We start from the raw sequence: 15608 nt of genomic DNA on the forward strand, positions 1-15608 counted from the left end.
GGGTGATGCGGGGCGGCGGCGCGCATGCCTAGCGGGCGTGTGGGTGACGGGCCGCTGCCAGGGGCCCGCCCTGTGCCGCTCGCGGCGACGGCCCCGCCCCGGCTACTTCAGGAAGTCTCGGGCCAGAGCTGCCGCGACTTCCTCCAGGAGCGGGCCCGCGTTCGGCATCGACTTCGCCGGGTCCGGCTCCAGGGACGTCAGCGCGTACGCCCGCCGGATCCCCGCCTTCCCGAGCGCCTCCGGCGACAGCGCCAGGCGGCCGCAGACCGCGACGACCTCCTTGCCCGCCGCCCGCGCCGCCGCCGCGACGCCCGCCGGGGCCTTGCCGTGGAGGGTCTGCTCGTCGAGGGAGCCCTCGCCGGTGATGACCAGGGTGGCGCGCTCCAGCGCCGGCGCGAAGCCGAGGACCTCCAGCATCAGCTCGATTCCGGGCCGGAAGCTCGCGCCGAGGATGAGCGCCCCGTAGCCGATGCCGCCGGCCCCGCCCGCGCCGGGAGCGACCGCCGCCTCCGCCGCCTTCGGGCCGATGGCCTTCTCCAGGACGGTGGCGAAGTGGGCGAGGGCCGCGTCCAGGGTCCGTACGTCCTCGGGCGAGGCGCCCTTCTGCGGCCCGTAGACCGCGGGCGCGCCCTTGGGCCCGGTGAGCGGGTTGTCGACGTCGCTCGCGAGGATGAGGTCGACCGAGGCGAAGCGCGGGTCGAGCCCGGCGAGGTCGGCGGTGGCGAGGTCCGCGAGGGCCGCGCCACCGGGGCCCACGGGCGCGCCGGACGCGTCGAGGAAGCGGGCGCCGAGGGCGGCGAGCATGCCGGCGCCCCCGTCGGTGGTGGCGCTGCCGCCGACGCCGAAGACGAGGGTGGTCGCGCCGGCGTCGAGCGCCGCGCGGAGCAGTTCCCCGGAGCCGTACGTCGTCGCGGTCAGCGGCGCGAACACGCCCTCCGGGAGGAGCTGGAGACCGGAGGCCTCGGCCATCTCGACGACCGCGGTGGTCTCGCGCAGCGCGAACGCGGCGGTGACCGGTTCGCCGAGCGGACCCGTCACCCGGACCTCCCGGCGTTCGAACCCGGCCGCGACGGCCGCCGCGACGGTGCCGTCGCCGCCGTCCGCGACGGGCAGGGTCTCCACCGTGAGCTCCGGGACGACCCGTCGCAGTCCTGCTGTGACCCGCTCCGCGACCTGCACGGCCGTGAGCGAGCCCTTGAACTTGTCGGCCGCCACGAGCACGTGAGCGACCTGAGTTGCTGCTCCGTCCGTCACCTTGCATCCCTTGCTTTCGAACGTGCAGTCGCGCCGAGCCGACCCTATCCGTACCGCCGGACGGCGTGCCACCCCCGGATCGACCGATATGTCGCAGGATAGGGGGTTAACGGGGTACGGAGCCGGGCGAGCGGGCACCCGGGAGCGGCGCCCGCCCGACGGCGGTGTCAGCGGGATCGGAGTCCGGGGCGGGTCCGGATCGGGGTGGCGGGTGCGCTGGCGGGCGCTCCCGAGGGAGCCGCGGGAGGGCGCCGGGGCTCAGCCCTGCTGTGGCTCCGGCGGGYCGATCTCGCCGGTGCGGTGGGGCTCGTCGCGGCCGGCGACCCGGGCCTCGGTCCGGTGCCCGCGGGCGATGTAGTCGCGTACGACGGCCTCGACGGCGTCCTGGGGGTTGCCGACTCCGGCCAGCACCATGACTTCCACGACGAGTTCGGCGTCGAGCGCGATGTTCACCTGGGCCATGGCGGCAACCTAGCACCCGGAAACCCGTTCGCGGGGCGGGATCCGGCTGCCTAGGGTCGCCGCATGACGATGGTCGCGATTCTCAGCGGAGCAGGTGTCTCGACGGACTCGGGCATCCCCGACTACCGGGGGCCGAAGGGGCTTTGGCGGCAGGACCCGGAGGCCGAGCGGCTCGTGACCTACGGGCCGTACATGGCCGATCCGGAGATCCGCCGCCGCTCGTGGCGCATGCGGCTCGACGGTCCGGCCCTGAACGCCGAGCCGAACGCCGCGCACCGCGCCGTCGCCGCGTACGAGCGGGCCGGCGGCGGCCCGGCGGCCGCGGCGAGGCCGATGGCGGCGGTGCGGACGGCGATGGCGGTGCCGGGCCGGTCCGGTGGACAGGCGGTCCGGAGCATGCCGAGCGTGGCGGGCTGGAGGAGCGCCCCGCAGATCCCCTGGAGGACCCGCAGCACGATCACGGTGCCGATGCCGGGGGCGAGGGCGATGCCGGTGGAGGCGGCCGCGAAGCCGAGGGCGCCGAGGGCGAAGACCCGGCGGTGGCCGTAGCGGTCGCCGAGCCGTCCGGCGAAGACGAGGAGGCTGGCGACGGCGACGAGGTATCCCGTGCTGGTCCACTGCACCTGGCCGACGTGGGCGTGCAGATCGCGCTGGAGGGCGGGTTGGGCGATGGTGAGGACGGTGCCGTCGAGGGCGACGACGGCCGCGCCTATGACGCTGCAGGCCAGGACCGGGCCGCGGTGCCGGGTCACCGGGGCTCACCGGCGGGGCCGAGGTGGGCGTCGAGGGCGGCGGCGAGGAGCGGGGCGGGGTCGTCGCCGCCGGTGGCGAGCCGGAGGCTGCCCCAGTGCCAGAGCTGGGCGATGCCGTGCAGGTTGGCCCAGAGGGCGCCGGCGAGGACGGTGGGGTCGGCCGCGTCGGGGCGGACGCGGGCGATGAGCGCGGTGAGGCGGGCGAAGAGCGGCAGGCTCGTCTCCCGCAGTCCGAGGCGGCCGCTCTCCAGCAGGTCGTGCCGGAACATCAGCTCGTACATGCCGCGGCGGGTGTCGGCGTAGTCGAGGTAGACGCGGGCGAGGAGCGCGATCCGTTCGCGTGGCTCGGCTTCCTCCCGGTCGTGGGCCGCGACGCGGGCGGCCAGTTCGGTGAAGCCCTGGCGGGCGATGGCCGACAGCAGTTCGAGATGGGTGGGGAAGTACCGGCGGGGAGCGCCGTGGGAGACGCCCGCCCGGCGGGCGATCTCGCGCAGCGACAGGGCCTGGGCGCCCTCGGCGTTCACCAGCTCGACCCCGGTGCGGACCAGCCGCTCGCGCAGCCCTCCCTCACCGGGCTCGGCGGGGACGGGGCCGCCGCCGGTCGTGGCGGGCTCCCGGTGGTCGTCGGTTCCCTCGTGTCCCTGATGCATAGACACTGTCTACCAAGATCGAGTAGACGCTGTCTACTCACTCACGCGCCCCGGTCCGCTACACTGGGGCGCAGCGAAGGGGAGTAGCCCTGCGAATCGGTCGTCGACATACTGGAACCCTCGGGTTCCCGGTGACCGGGTCCGCGTGCGACGCGGGCGGGCGAGACCTTCGGCCAGGCATCAACCGCGTCCGCGCTTCCGTGGGCGTGGTCCGTCATGCCGGGCCGAGTGGTCCTCCCGTCGCCCACCGAGGCGCCGTGCCGGGTCCACGGGCCCGGACCGAGCAGAGAGCCCCGGTATGCACCTCGACCCCTTGGCGATCCTCACCGCCTTCGGGCTGATCTTCCTCGCCGAGCTTCCCGACAAGACGATGTTCGCGTCCCTCGCCATGGGCACCCGGATGCGTCCCCTCTACGTCTGGATCGGCACCTCCACCGCCTTCCTCGCGCACGTCGCCATCGCGGTCGGAGCCGGCAGCCTGCTCGGGCTGCTCCCCGGCTGGTCCGTGAAGCTCGTCTCCGCCCTGCTCTTCGGATTCGGCGCGTTCATGCTGCTGCGCGGCGGGGGCGACGACGAGGAGGCCGACGAGGGCGGCAAGACCGTCACCGGCTTCCTGCCCGTCTTCTCGACGGCCTTCATGGCCGTGTTCATCAGCGAGTGGGGCGACCTGACCCAGATCACGACGGCCAACCTGGCCGCCACGAACGGCACCTGGTCGACCGCGATCGGCTCCCTCGCAGCCCTGATGAGCGTCTCCGCGCTCGCCCTGGTCGCGGGCCGCTTCATCGCGAAGCGCGTTCCGCTGAAGACCGTGCAGCGCATCGGCGGCGTCTGCATGGCCGGACTCGCGATCTGGTCCCTGACGGAGGTCTTCACGGGCTGACGCCGATCACGCACCACGACGGCGACGCGGGCCCCCACCCATCGGGTGGGGGCCCGCGTCGTCGCGTGCGGGGGGCCCGGACTTCGAAGACGCCCCCCGACACCCCCGCACCGGCGCGGCAGAACCCTTGATGAAGCACTGAATCACTGCTTCACTCCTTCCATGCCCTACCGACGCACCCCCGCCGTCCAGGCCCGTCTCGACGCCCAGCGCGCCTCCGTCGTCGACGCGGCCCGGGCCCTGCTCTCCGAGCAGGGCTACGCGGGATGCACCGTGGCGGCCGTCGCCGCCCGCGCCGGGATCGCCACGGGCAGCGTGTACCGCCACTTCCCCAGCAAGGCCGACCTCTCCGTGGAGCTCTTCCGGACCGTGGTGAGCCGGGAGGTCGCCGCCGTCTCCGAGGCGGCGGCCCACCCCGCACACGACTCGGCCGCCGAGCGGGTGGTCGCCGTCATAGAGACCTTCGCGCTGCGCGCCCTCAAGTCGCCACGCCTCGCCTACGCACTGCTCGCCGAGCCCGTCGACCCGGCCGTGGACGCCGAACGCCTGGTCTTCCGGCGCGCGTTCCGCGATGTGTTCGCCGCGCGCGTCGAGGAGGGCGTGCGCTCGGGCGAACTGCCGCCCCAGGACCCGGTCCTGACGGCCTCGGCACTGGTCGGGGCCGGCGCCGAGGCGCTCGTCGGCCCGCTGGCGGAAGGGTCCGTCGGGCCCGGCACCGTACCCGCCCTCGTCACCTTCACCCTGCGAGCTCTGGGAGTTCCCGATGCCGACCACGCATGAGGTCACCAACCAGGTACCGCCCCCGACCGGCTACGACGTCTCCGCCGACCCCGCGCTCCTGGAGGCACTGCGCCGGGAGGGCGCGGGCTGGGCCGAGGCGGAGGTCCGCGAGCTCGGCGCGCGGGCGGGCGGCGAGCAGGCCCAGGAGTGGGGGCGGCTCGCCGAGCGCCACTCCCCCGTCCTGCACACCCACGACCGGTACGGGCACCGGATCGACGAGGTCGAGTTCCACCCGCACTGGCACGACCTGATGGACGTGGCCGTCCGCCACGGGCTGCACGGCGCCCCCTGGCGCGACGAGCGTCCCGGCGCGCACGTCGCCCGCGCGGCGAAGGTGTTCGTGTGGGGGCAGGCCGACGCCGGGCACCTGTGCCCGATCTCCATGACGTACGCGGCGGTGCCCGCGCTGCGCGCCCAGCCCGACCTCGCCGAGGTGTACGAGCCGCTCCTGACCTCCTCCTCGTACGACTTCGGGCTCCGGGTGCCGACGGAGAAGCGCGGGATCATCGCCGGGATGTCCATGACCGAGAAGCAGGGCGGTTCGGACGTCCGGGCGAACACGACCCGTGCGGTACCAACGGACGAGGCCGGTCTGTACGCGCTGACCGGCCACAAGTGGTTCACCTCGGCGCCGATGTCCGACGTGTTCCTGACCCTGGCCCAGGCGCCGGGCGGACTGTCCTGCTTCCTCGTGCCGCGCGTCCTGCCGGACGGCGGCCGCAACGCGATCCGGCTCCAGCGCCTCAAGGACAAGCTGGGCAACCGCTCCAACGCCTCCTCCGAGATCGAGTACGAGGGCGCCCTCGGCCGGCTCGTCGGCGAGGAGGGGCGCGGTGTGGCCACCATCATCCGGATGGTCAACATGACGCGCCTCGACTGCGCCATCAGCTCGGCGGCCGGGATGCGGCTGGGACTGGTCCAGGCCGTGCACCACGCCACGCACCGCGAGGCCTTCGGCGCACGGCTCGTCGACCAGCCCCTGATGCGCAACGTCCTGGCCGACCTCGCGGTGGAGGCGGAGGCCGCCACCCTCGCGGCGCTGCGGCTGGCCGGCGCGGTCGACCGGGCCACGCGCGGCGACGCGGAGGAGGAGCAGCTGCGGCGGCTCGGACTCGCGGTCACCAAGTACTGGGTGTGCAAGCGGGCGCCGGCCCACGCGGCGGAGGCCCTCGAATGCCTCGGCGGCAACGGCTACGTGGAGGACTCCGGTCTGCCGAGGCTCTACCGGGAGTCGCCGCTGCCGTCGATCTGGGAGGGCTCGGGCAACGTCGCCGCGCTCGACGTGCTGCGGGCGATGGCCCGTCAGCCCCAGGCGGTGGAGGCCTTCTTCACGGAGGTCGACCGGGCCGCGGGCGCGGACCGGCGGCTGGACGCGGCCGTCGCCGGCCTCCGCAAGGACGTCGCGGGGCTCGGCGGCGCGGACGCGGCCGCCTACGGGGCGCGCCGCCTCGTCGAGCGGCTGGCCCTGGTCCTGCAGGGCTCGCTCCTCGTACGGCACGGGAACCCCGCGGTGGCGGACGCGTTCTGCGCGTCACGGCTCGACGGCGACCGCGGCCTCGCGTTCGGCACGCTGCCCACGGGCGTGGACACGGCGGCGATCATCGCCCGCAGCGGCCCGGACGCGGTGAGCGCGGGCTAGCGGGTTACGGACGGCGGGAGGCGGTGGCACGTACGGCGGTCGGCGGTCGGCGGTCGGCGGTCGGCGGTCGGGGGGCACGTACGGCGGTCGGCGGTCGGCGGGGGCGCGTACGGCGGTCGGCGAAGGCTTCGTCGACCGCCCCTGGGCAGGCGGGTGATGTGGCCGGCCCGCTCCCGCGTACCCGAGGGAAAACACCTGGCCCCGGCGCGCGGTGCTCGATATGATCATCGTGATGACGACCTACTCTGCTATCAGATCGGGGGTCCCGTCCGCGCAAGGTGAGTGCTGATGCTCACTTCCCGCGTGAACGGTGACGACCGCCTTTCCCTCTGGCTGCGCGTGCGCGAGTTCGCCGTGCCGCCCTCCATGATCGAGACCGCCGCCCGCCGCCGTTCCGTCGGCGACTGGGCGGGCGCCTGCGCCGCGGCGCGCGTCGACGTCGATCTCGACCTGCGCTCCGCCGCCCGCACGTACGGGCGGGAACGCACCGCCCTCGTCAAGGCCGACCTCCGGCGGCTCGCTCCCGACCTGCTGCGCTGGCACATGCCACGGATCGCTCCCGACGGAGTCCTCCGCCCGGGCCTCACCGTGCCGCTGGCGCGCTACGGGGCCCTCGGCGAGGACGACTCGGGCACCGCTCCCCCACCGCTCTCCCTCGTGGTGCGGACCGCGCCCGCCTGGGCGGACGCCGGGCAGCGGATGAGCCTCGCCCTGTGGGACGGTGCGCGTTCCGCCGGCGGCGAGCGCCGGCATCCGCATCCGTACCCGAGCCGGCGGTACCGCCTGGATCTGCACCGCCACCTCTGGGACGTGACACGCAGCGACGAGCTGCGGTTCCGTTCCGGAGCCGACACCATGCGACCGGATCCGCCGCCGGGCGAGGAGACGGCCGACCGGGCCGTCGACCGCTGGGCGGCGGAGGCCGGGATCCTGCTCGGGTCGGAGGGCCTGAGCTCCGGGCGGGTCAGGATACGGCTCGGGGCCCGCCGGCAGCTGGTGCTCGACCTGCCGCCGGACGGCGGACCCGCCTCGGTCCTCCCCGCTCCGGTCGGGGCGAAGGCCATGCCCACGCTGCCCGACGCCGCGACCTGGGTGCTGCCCGACCTCGCGTTGCTGCGCGCCGGGCTCATCGAGGCGGGGGAACTGCATCCCCTGGTCGCCGCGGCGCTCGTCCCGGGCCACCCGCCCGCGGGGACGGCCACGGCGGCGAACTCGCCCGGGCAGCCCCGCCTGGTGGACTGCCGGGGCGTCCCGCACCGCATCGGCCTCTCCGACGGGGTGCTGGTTCCGCTCGACCACGGTCCCGCCGAGATCCGGCGGGAGGAGCTGCTGGTCGCCCTCGGCGGCCCGCCGCTCCCCTGCCTCCAGGCCATCGACCAGGCCCACCGACGGCCTGACGCCCTCACCGGCGTCCGGGAACGCCTGGACCACGGAGACATCGCGGGCGCGCTGGCCATCGTCGACGGCCTGATCGGCCCCGACGCGGCACTGCGCAACGGCGCGCTCCGGGACGCCCTGGAGTCCGCCGCCCGGGGGCGGATCGCGTACGGGCTCTACCGGGCCGACCTGTACGGCCCGGCACAGGGCCGCACCGACCGTCCCGGCGTCGATCGCCCCCGCAGCCCCCGAAGCCACCGCCTCCGTCGCACGCGCAGCACCCGCATCCGCTGACCGGCGCGGTACCCGCCGCCGCGCCGGTACCGCGCGTGCCCTCTTCCCACCACCGGTGTGCGCCGGTGCCGCCGACCACGACGGCAGCGCCGGAACGCCCCACCGACGACAACCCACAGGTGATCACCCATGCCCTTGAGCACCCCTGCCCCCGCCCAGCTCGACGTCGCCGACGCGCTGCTCGCCCTGCTGCGCGACTCCACCACCGAACCGCGCCCGGACGACCAGCTGGAGGCCCTGACCCTCGCGGTCGCCGCCGACCTGCCCGTACTCCTCTGGGGAGAGCCGGGCATCGGCAAGACGGCCTCGCTGACCCGGCTCGCCGAGTCCCTCGACCTTCCGCTGACGACGGTGATCGCCAGCGTGCACGAACCGTCCGACTTCTCCGGGCTGCCCGTCATCGGTGACGACCCGGCCGAGCAGGGCGTTCCGATGGCCCCGCCGGACTGGGCGGTGCGGCTCGTGAAGGAGGGCCGCGGTCTGCTGTTCCTCGACGAGCTGTCGACGGCTCCGCCGGCCGTGCAGGCGGCCCTGCTCCGGCTCGTCCTGGAGCGGCGGGTCGGCGCGCTCCGGCTGCCGTCCGCGGTGCGGATCGTGGCGGCGGCCAACCCGCGGGGCTCGGCCGCGGACGGCTGGGAGCTGAGCCCTCCGCTGGCCAACCGCTTCGTGCACCTCCAGTGGGCCCACGACCACGACGTCGTCGTGCGCGGCCTCGGCGGCACCTGGCCACGGGCGACGCTCCCCCGGCTCGACATGGAACTCCTCCCCGAGGCGGTGGACTTCGCCCGGCGCGCCGTCACCGGGCTGCTCGCCACCCGCCCCACGCTGGTGCACCGGCTGCCCAGCGGGGAGGCCCGACGGGGCGGCGCCTGGCCCTCCCCCCGGAGTTGGGAGATGAGCCTGCGCCTCCTCGCCTTCGGCACCGCCGCCCGCTCCTCCCGCGAGGTGCTCTCGCGGCTGGTCAGGGGCACGGTCGGGGACGGTCCGGGGCTCGAACTCCTCGCCCATCTGGACCGCATGGAACTCCCGGACCCCGAAGTGCTGCTGGCCGACCCGGCCGGCGCCGAGCTGCCGCAGCGGGGCGATCTGCGCCAGGCCGCGCTCGACGGCGTGGTGTCCGCGGTCTGCGCGCGCCCGGAGAAGGCCCGCTGGGAGGCCGCGTGGGCGCTGCTCGCCCGGGCCGCGGAGACCGGCGCGCCCGACCTGGTCGTCGTCCCGGCGACCACGCTCGCCTCGCTCCGCCGTCCGGACTGGGACGTCCCGCCCTCCATCGAACGACTGTCGGGCGCGGTCTCCCTGTCCCGGCGCGCGGACGAGGCGGCTGCCCTGGTCGGGAGCGGCGCACGGCGAGTGAGCGGCCGGGCGTCCGCCGCAGGCGCGCGATGAGCACGGTCACGGGCGCCGACGCGGCCGCGCGCCGGCGGGACACGGGAGCCGCCCCCCGGCCTCGACCTGGACAAGCTCTTCGCCGCACGGCTGTTCGCCGTACGGGCCCGGCCGTATCTGGCGACCGCACTGTTCGCCCTGCACGTCGTGGAGTCCCGGCACGTGCCGACCATGGCCGTCGACCGGTACTGGCGCTGCTACGTGTCGCCGCTCTTCGTGCGGCGGACGCCCGTGGAGGAGCTCGCCGGGATCTGGGTCCACGAGGTGTCCCACCTCCTGCGCGACCACCACGGGCGCGGTGACCGGATCGCCCGGGAGCGCGACCTGAACGGCCCGCGCGCCCGGTTGCTGATGAACATCGCGGCGGACTGCGAGATCAACGACGACGTGTTCGGGGACGGGCTCCCCATGCCCGAGGACGTGGTCACACCGGACTCGCTCGGGCTCCCCTCCGGCGAGCTGATGGAGGACTACGTGGGCCGGATCGGACTCGGCTCGGGCACGTGGCGCTTCGCGTGGCTGGACTGCGGCAGCGGTGCCGACGGCCTGGACCGTGAGTGGGAACTGGGGCCCGACGGCGCGGACGGGCTCAGCGAACAGCAGCGGGACGCCGTCCGGTTCCGGGTGGCGCAGGCCGTCAAGGGCCGGCCCGGGGACACGCCGAAGGCGTGGAAGCGGTGGGCGGAGGAGGTCTTCCACGCGCCGCAGCCCTGGCGGGACCTGCTGGGGGCGGCGGTCCGCTCGGCGGCGGCCGCCTCCGGGGCGGGCGACGACTACTCGTACGGGCGGCCGTCGCGGCGCTCGGCGGGCGTGCCGGGCGTCGTGCTGCCGAGCCTTCGGCGGCAGCCCCCGCGGGTCACGGTGATCGTGGACACCTCCGGTTCGGTGAGCGACGCGGAGCTGGGCGGCGCGCTCCTCGAAGTGGCCGCGATCGCCCGGGCCGTGGGCGGGCGCCGCGACCTGGTGACGGTGATGTCCTGCGACGCGGCGGCCAGCACGGTGCATCCGCTGTGCAGTGCCGAGGGCATCCCCCTGATGGGCGGCGGCGGTACGGATCTCCGGACCGGCTTCACCCGGGCGCTGCGGACGGCACCCCGGCCCGACGTCATCGTGGTCCTGACGGACGGCCAGACGCCCTGGCCGGAGCAAGCGCCGCCGTGCCGGACGGTGGTGGGACTGTTCTCCCGCTCCGCGTCGGGCCACGGGTCGTGGATCGAGCACGATCCCGACTACGAGCCGGACGCCCCGCCCGACTGGGCGCGGGTGGTGACCATCGGCTAGACCGGCATGGGTCGGCAGTCCCCGGTCCGCCCCGGTACCCCTCAGTCGTCCCGTACCGTCCCGACCGCCGCGACGAACGTCCTGATCAGGGCCGATTCGGCTGCGGTGGGCCAGACCAGGCCGTATTCGAGGGGCGGGGCGTCCCGCAGCGGGACGTAGGCGATGCCGGGGCGCGGGTGGTAGCGGGCGCCGCGGGCCGCGCCGGGGGTGACGCCACGGCCCGCCGTCACATGGGAGAGGACCTCCTGCCAGGTGGCCGCGACCGGCCCCCTCGGGATGGCGGCCCCGGACGGGGTGTGCCGGGGGTAGTGGTGGTCGCGCCAGTGCCGCGGATGGGCGCCCTCGGTGGTGATCAGGGGCAGCCCGGCGAGGTCCTCGACGCAGAGCGACGGCCGTCCGGCCAGCGGGTGGGAGGCGGGCAGCAGCAGGACCCGGTCGTCGCGCGCCGCGACGGGACCGGTGGTCAGTCCGGGCTCGCGCACCGGGAAGGCGGCCAGCTGGATGTCGAGGTCGCCGTCGAGCAGGGGGCCGACTCCTCCGTCGAGGGGGACCTCGCGGACGCTGATCTCGCAGCCGGGGTGGTCGCGGCGGAGGGCTTCGGCGGCGCTGGTGAGGAGTTCCGCGTCCCAGGGGGTCCCGAAGCCGGCCCGGAGGCTGCCGTGCGCACCCCGTCCGGCCTCGGTGGCGCGTTCCACGGCGGTGCGGAGCTGCCGGTAGGCGGGCAGGACGTCCTCGTACAGGCGCCGGCCGACCGGGGTCAGGGCGACGCTGCGGCTGGTGCGGGCGAAGAGCGGGGTGCCGAAGCGGCGCTCCAGCTTCTTCACGGTCTGGCTGACCCGGCCGGTGGAGACGCCGAGACGCTCGCCGGTGCGTCCGAAGTGGAGCTCCTCGGCGAGTACGAGGAACGTCTCCAGTTCGTACCGTTCGAGCACGGTTCCTCCCGTACGACCGGTCCGGCGCGGACCTCCTGATCGTTGAGTGTGGCTCAACGCCGGTTCCATGATGACAGCTTGTTCCCCCGGTGCGACGGCGGGGAGCCTGGAGGAGCTCCGCACCCGGAACGGAAGAGACTTCGTGGACCCTCGCACCGCCGCCGCCCCCGCACCGACCGCCCCTCCCGCGCCCGCGTCGCCGGTGCGGGTGAACGTCCCCCTGCTCGCCGTCGCCGGCGCCGTCACCGTCGCCAACCTCTACTTCCCCCAGCCGCTCCTCGCGGCGGTCGCCCGGGGCCTCGACGTCTCGGAGCGCACGGCGGGGCTGATCGCGTCGGCCGCCCAGATCGGGTACGCGCTCGGCATCCTGCTGCTCGTCCCGCTGGCCGACATCGTGCGGCTCCGGCGCCTGACCTCGGTCCTGCTCGCCCTGACCACCGCCGCCCTGCTCGTCGCTGCCGCGGCGCCCGGCGTGCTGACCCTGGCCCTGGCGACGCTCGCCCTGTCCACGACCACGGTCCTTCCCCAGATCCTCACCCCCGTCGCCGCCGTGCTCGCGGACCCCGGGCGGCAGGGCCGGGTCGTCGGACTGGTCGGGCTCGGCCTCACCCTGGGCTCGACCCTCTCCCGTACGGTCTCGGGCGCCGTCACCGACGCGAGCGGCAGCTGGCGGACCGCGTACCTCGTGGCCGCCGCGGCGACGGCGGCCGTGCTGTGCGTCCTGCCGCGACACCTGCCCGAGCGGCTGGGGCCGCCCGGCCGCACCTCGTACGCGGGGCTGCTCGCCGGACTGCCCGGGCTGCTGGCCGCACACCGCGCGCTGCGCGTCTCGGCCCTGCTCGGAGCCTGCCTCTTCGCCGCCTTCAGCGTCTTCTGGGCAGTGCTCGCCTTCCACCTGGCGGCCCCGCCGCTGGGGTACGGACCCGGCGCGGCCGGGCTCTTCGGCGTGCTGACGCTGCCCTCTGCGCTGCTCTCGGCCTCGGCGGGGCCGCTGACCGACCGCTACGGGCCGTCTCGGGTCAGCGCCGCGGGCCTGGGGCTCGCGGGGCTAGGGCTCGCCATCGCCGGGCTGGCGCCGCACTCCCCGGTGGGTCTGGTCGTGGGGGCGAATCTGCTGGTGATGGGGGTCAGCTCGGGCCAGGTGGCCCACCAGGCGAGGATCTTCGCGATCGGCCGCGCCGTGGCCGCCCGGGTCAACACGGTCTTCATGCTGGCCACCTTCGCCGGCGGGGCGGTCGGTTCGCTCGCCGGGTCGTGGCTGTACGCGTCGCACGGCTGGTCCGCCGCACTGCTCGGCGCCGGGGCGTTCGTCGCGGTCGGCGGGATCGTCGTGGTGCGCTTGGCCCGGCGGCCGGTCCCGAGTTGCGTCCCGGACGCCACACGGGAGGCTGGGGTTATCCGCCCGCGCATCCCGCAGGGAGAGTCATGAAGCTGGACCTCACCGCCCTGGCCGACGAGCACCTGGCCGCGGCCCGCACCGCACCGCACGGGCGCAGCGCTCACCTGATCATGCACGACGGGGTGCTCCGGCAGTCCGTCATCGCCCTGACGGCGGGCACCTCCCTCGACGAGCACAACGCGCCGCCGGCCGCGAGTCTCCAGGTGCTCCGGGGCCGGGTGAACCTGACGATGGCGGGCCGCGCCGAGGAGATGTCGGCCGGCATCCTGCGGATGCTCACGGAGCGGCACGGGATCACGGCCCTGGACGACTCGGTGGTGCTGCTCACGGCGGTGAACGACTGACGGCGGGCGGCGGGCGGTGATCCCCCGGGTGCGGTGACGGCGGCGGGCGCGTGTGGCCGTTCCGGCCGTTCCTCAGCCGATCCCTCCTCAGCCCGCTCGCTCCTCAGCCGATCGCGTCGAGGTCCCCGGCGTAGTGGTCGATGGCCCCGCGGTACTGCTGGACGGACGGGTCCTGGCTGGTGGCGGCGAGCAGGCGGAGCAGCAGGCTGGTGGACTCGTGGTGCCGGCCGGTGTTGTAGAGGGCCATCGCGAGGAAGGTCCGCAGGGAGCCGTCCTCCGGGAACTCCTCGACCGCGCCGCTCAGCAGGGCGACGGCGTCCTCGTAGCGACCGAGGCAGCGGTAGGTGCTGCCGAGGCCGAGGAGCGCACCGCGCCGGTCGTCCGCGCCGAGCCCGGCGGTCCCGCCGGCCGCCAGGGCGCGTTCGTAGTGGGGCACCGCCTCCGTCTCCAGGCCGAGGACGTCGTGCGCCCAGGCGGTCTGGTACGCGATCTCCGCGTCGTCCGGGTGGCGGGCGGCGAGGGCGACGAGCCTCTCGCGGGCCTCCTCCCGATCGCCCCGGCCGCGCATCGCGACCGCCTCGGCCAGCCGGGCGTCCCGGTCCTGCTGTTCGTGCTTCTCGTACTTCTCGTGCTCGGCGCGGTCGTCGTGTCCCATGCCGGCATCCTTGCAGCTCGCCCCGGGCGGCCGGCGTTTCACAGGGCCGGGCGGAGGGCTGCCGAGGCGCCGCCCGGGCGGGGTCCGGCGGCGCCGGAGGCGAGGGCGCTGCCGCGGAGCCACTCGGGCCAGTCGAGGTTCCAGTCGCCGAAGCCGTTGTCGAACGGGGTCATGGGTTCGCCGTAGCCGTTGACCACGCGGACGACGTCGCCCTCCCGCACGGTGGCGAACAGCCAGGCCGCGTCCTCGGTGCTCATGCCGGTGCAGCCGTGGCTGACGTTCTCGCTGCCCTGCGCGTCGAGCGACCAGGGCGCGGCGTGCAGGTACTCGCCGCTCCAGGTCACCCTGGTGGCCCAGCGGACCTTGAGGTCGAAGTAGTCGGGGTCGCGGCGGTTGATGCCGATCGAGTCGCCGCGCATGTGGACGAGCGGCTCCTTGCCGAGGACGACCTTGGTGCCGCCCCGGGTCCGGTAGCCGGCCTTGCCGGTCGTGACCGGGAGGGTGCGGATCGGTTCGCCGTCGCGATAGACGGTCATGTGGAGTGCGGCGACGTCGGTGACGGCCTCGATCCGGCTCCCGGTCGTGAAGGTGACGGGCCGTGACCGGCCGCCGTACAGGCCGGCGGTGATCCTCGCCCCTTCGAGGCCGCTGCGCACCCTGACCCTGGTGCCGGCGGGCCAGTACACGGGCGGCCGGTAGTGCAGGGTGTCGGAGTCGACCCAGTGCCAGGTCCCGTCGACGCGGGGCTCGCTCCGCACCAGGAGGGCGCGTTCCACGACCCGGCGGGCCTCGGGTTCGTCCGCCGGTACGGGGTGGCTGAGTTCGGCGGTGACCGGTTGGCCCACCCCGTACGTGCCGCCGTCGTCGGGGCCGAAGACGACCGTGAGCCGCTCCCCCGCGGGGGCCGCCGCCGTACGGAAGTCCAGGCGGGCACGCCGACGGTCGGAGCCGTCGGCGCCGGCCCGTTCGACGACGAGGCGGGCGGCGTACCGGGCGCCCGCCGGGAGCGGGGCGATGCTGGTCCAGCGGGTGCCGTCGGAGTTCACCGTGCCCGCGACGCGGCGGCCGCGCTGGTCGGTGACGGTGACGTCGGCGAGGACGCCCGGGGTGCGCAGGGCGAGTTCCACCGGTCCGGTGGCCGGGGCTCCGAGCGTGAAGGGCTCCCCCGTGAGGACCCGGCCGCCGCGGAGGGCGACGGTGTGGCGGGGTGCGGAGCAGAGGCCGTCGGCGGCGGCGCAGCCGTCGACCGTGACGAGGGCGGTGCGCTCCGGGGTGCCGGCGGCATCCGCGTCCCGGCCGGCCGGGGGCTGGGCCGCCGTGCCGACGAGGAAGGCCCCGAGCGCCAGGGAGAGCGCTGCCCACCCCCGTACGTACCTGGGTGACGACACGTCCGGCACACCCTCCCCGTTTCCGGCGACGACAGGACGTCGGCGAACGGCACCGACCTCAGCATCAAAACCGATGAGAGGAGGAAGCGATGATCTTCCGGCCGGGCGTGGCGGCGCGGGGGCGGCCGAGAC

General features: G+C 75.3%; 14 protein-coding genes and 2 pseudogenes. 9 read left to right on the top strand and 7 right to left on the bottom strand.

Translation table 11 applies throughout. The features are described from left to right. Positions 1-102: 102 nt before the first annotated feature. Together EAO70_RS06670 and EAO70_RS06675 are read right to left on the bottom strand one after the other, a co-directional pair. Entirely contained in the window at positions 103-1254 is a 1152-nt protein-coding gene (locus tag EAO70_RS06670) for a glycerate kinase (RefSeq protein WP_148002082.1), read from the bottom strand. A 258-nt stretch (positions 1255-1512) separates the two neighbouring features. After that, on the bottom strand, positions 1513-1716 hold the full coding sequence (locus EAO70_RS06675; RefSeq protein WP_148002083.1) for a type II toxin-antitoxin system VapB family antitoxin: 204 nt from the start codon (positions 1714-1716) through the stop codon (positions 1513-1515). A gap of 63 nt (positions 1717-1779) precedes the next feature. Between EAO70_RS06675 and EAO70_RS06680 the strand changes: the two are divergent. Next, positions 1780-2022: pseudogene (locus EAO70_RS06680) on the top strand (Sir2 family NAD-dependent protein deacetylase); the annotation flags it as partial. A gap of 2 nt (positions 2023-2024) precedes the next feature. Here EAO70_RS06680 and EAO70_RS06685 read toward each other — a convergent pair. Both EAO70_RS06685 and EAO70_RS06690 read right to left on the bottom strand, forming a co-directional pair. Next, positions 2025-2468 (bottom strand): annotated as a pseudogene (locus EAO70_RS06685) (MFS transporter); the annotation flags it as partial. Then, a complete protein-coding gene (locus EAO70_RS06690) occupies positions 2465-3118 on the bottom strand; it encodes a TetR/AcrR family transcriptional regulator (RefSeq protein WP_148002084.1) in 654 nt (217 codons plus the stop codon). The pseudogene EAO70_RS06685 and the gene EAO70_RS06690, both read right to left, overlap by 4 nt. A gap of 298 nt (positions 3119-3416) precedes the next feature. Here EAO70_RS06690 and EAO70_RS06695 point away from each other — a divergent pair, with 298 nt between their 5' ends. The 6 genes from EAO70_RS06695 (at position 3417) to EAO70_RS06725 (ending at position 10758) form a co-directional block, all read left to right on the top strand. Beyond that, on the top strand, positions 3417-4001 hold the full coding sequence (locus EAO70_RS06695) for a TMEM165/GDT1 family protein (RefSeq protein ID WP_148002085.1): 585 nt from the start codon (positions 3417-3419) through the stop codon (positions 3999-4001). Between the two features lie 162 nt (positions 4002-4163). Beyond that, positions 4164-4781, top strand: coding sequence for a TetR/AcrR family transcriptional regulator (locus EAO70_RS06700; protein WP_148002086.1), 618 nt, complete (start codon positions 4164-4166; stop codon positions 4779-4781). Next, positions 4765-6420: an acyl-CoA dehydrogenase family protein gene (locus EAO70_RS06705; RefSeq protein WP_148002087.1), complete on the top strand. Its 1656-nt coding sequence runs from the start codon at positions 4765-4767 to the stop codon at positions 6418-6420. Before EAO70_RS06700 ends, EAO70_RS06705 begins: the two co-directional genes overlap by 17 nt. 288 nt (positions 6421-6708) lie before the next feature. Further along, on the top strand, positions 6709-8091 hold the full coding sequence (locus EAO70_RS06715) for a hypothetical protein (protein ID WP_148002088.1): 1383 nt from the start codon (positions 6709-6711) through the stop codon (positions 8089-8091). Between the two features lie 129 nt (positions 8092-8220). Further along, positions 8221-9477 carry an AAA family ATPase gene (locus EAO70_RS06720; protein WP_148002089.1) on the top strand — a complete coding sequence of 419 codons (1257 nt, stop codon included), beginning with the start codon at positions 8221-8223 and terminating at the stop codon, positions 9475-9477. A 66-nt stretch (positions 9478-9543) separates the two neighbouring features. Continuing rightward, positions 9544-10758, top strand: a complete 1215-nt coding sequence (locus EAO70_RS06725) for a DUF2201 family putative metallopeptidase (protein ID WP_148002090.1) — start codon at positions 9544-9546, stop codon at positions 10756-10758. A 41-nt stretch (positions 10759-10799) separates the two neighbouring features. On the opposite strand, the gene EAO70_RS06730 is transcribed toward EAO70_RS06725, so the two are convergent. Then, positions 10800-11690, bottom strand: coding sequence for a LysR family transcriptional regulator (locus tag EAO70_RS06730; protein ID WP_187283765.1), 891 nt, complete (start codon positions 11688-11690; stop codon positions 10800-10802). Positions 11691-11832: 142 nt separating this feature from the next. On the opposite strand from EAO70_RS06730, the gene EAO70_RS06735 reads away from it, so the two are divergent. Both EAO70_RS06735 and EAO70_RS06740 read left to right on the top strand, forming a co-directional pair. Further along, positions 11833-13119: an MFS transporter gene (locus EAO70_RS06735; RefSeq protein ID WP_261992712.1), complete on the top strand. Its 1287-nt coding sequence runs from the start codon at positions 11833-11835 to the stop codon at positions 13117-13119. Next, complete coding sequence (locus EAO70_RS06740; protein ID WP_148002092.1) at positions 13116-13433, top strand: cupin; 318 nt, start codon at positions 13116-13118, stop codon at positions 13431-13433. Before EAO70_RS06735 ends, EAO70_RS06740 begins: the two co-directional genes overlap by 4 nt. Before the next feature lie 103 nt (positions 13434-13536). Here the strand turns inward: EAO70_RS06740 and EAO70_RS06745 are convergent, their stop codons facing one another. Further along, positions 13537-14088, bottom strand: a complete 552-nt coding sequence (locus EAO70_RS06745; protein ID WP_148002093.1) for a tetratricopeptide repeat protein — start codon at positions 14086-14088, stop codon at positions 13537-13539. A gap of 38 nt (positions 14089-14126) precedes the next feature. Further along, entirely contained in the window at positions 14127-15476 is a 1350-nt protein-coding gene (locus tag EAO70_RS06750; protein WP_148002094.1) for an Ig-like domain-containing protein, read from the bottom strand. Between the last annotated feature and the right edge of the window lie 132 nt (positions 15477-15608).

Origin of the sequence: Streptomyces sp. adm13(2018) (assembly GCF_008042145.1) — a bacterium.
In the GTDB taxonomy this organism is placed as follows: Bacteria; Actinomycetota; Actinomycetes; order Streptomycetales; family Streptomycetaceae; genus Streptomyces.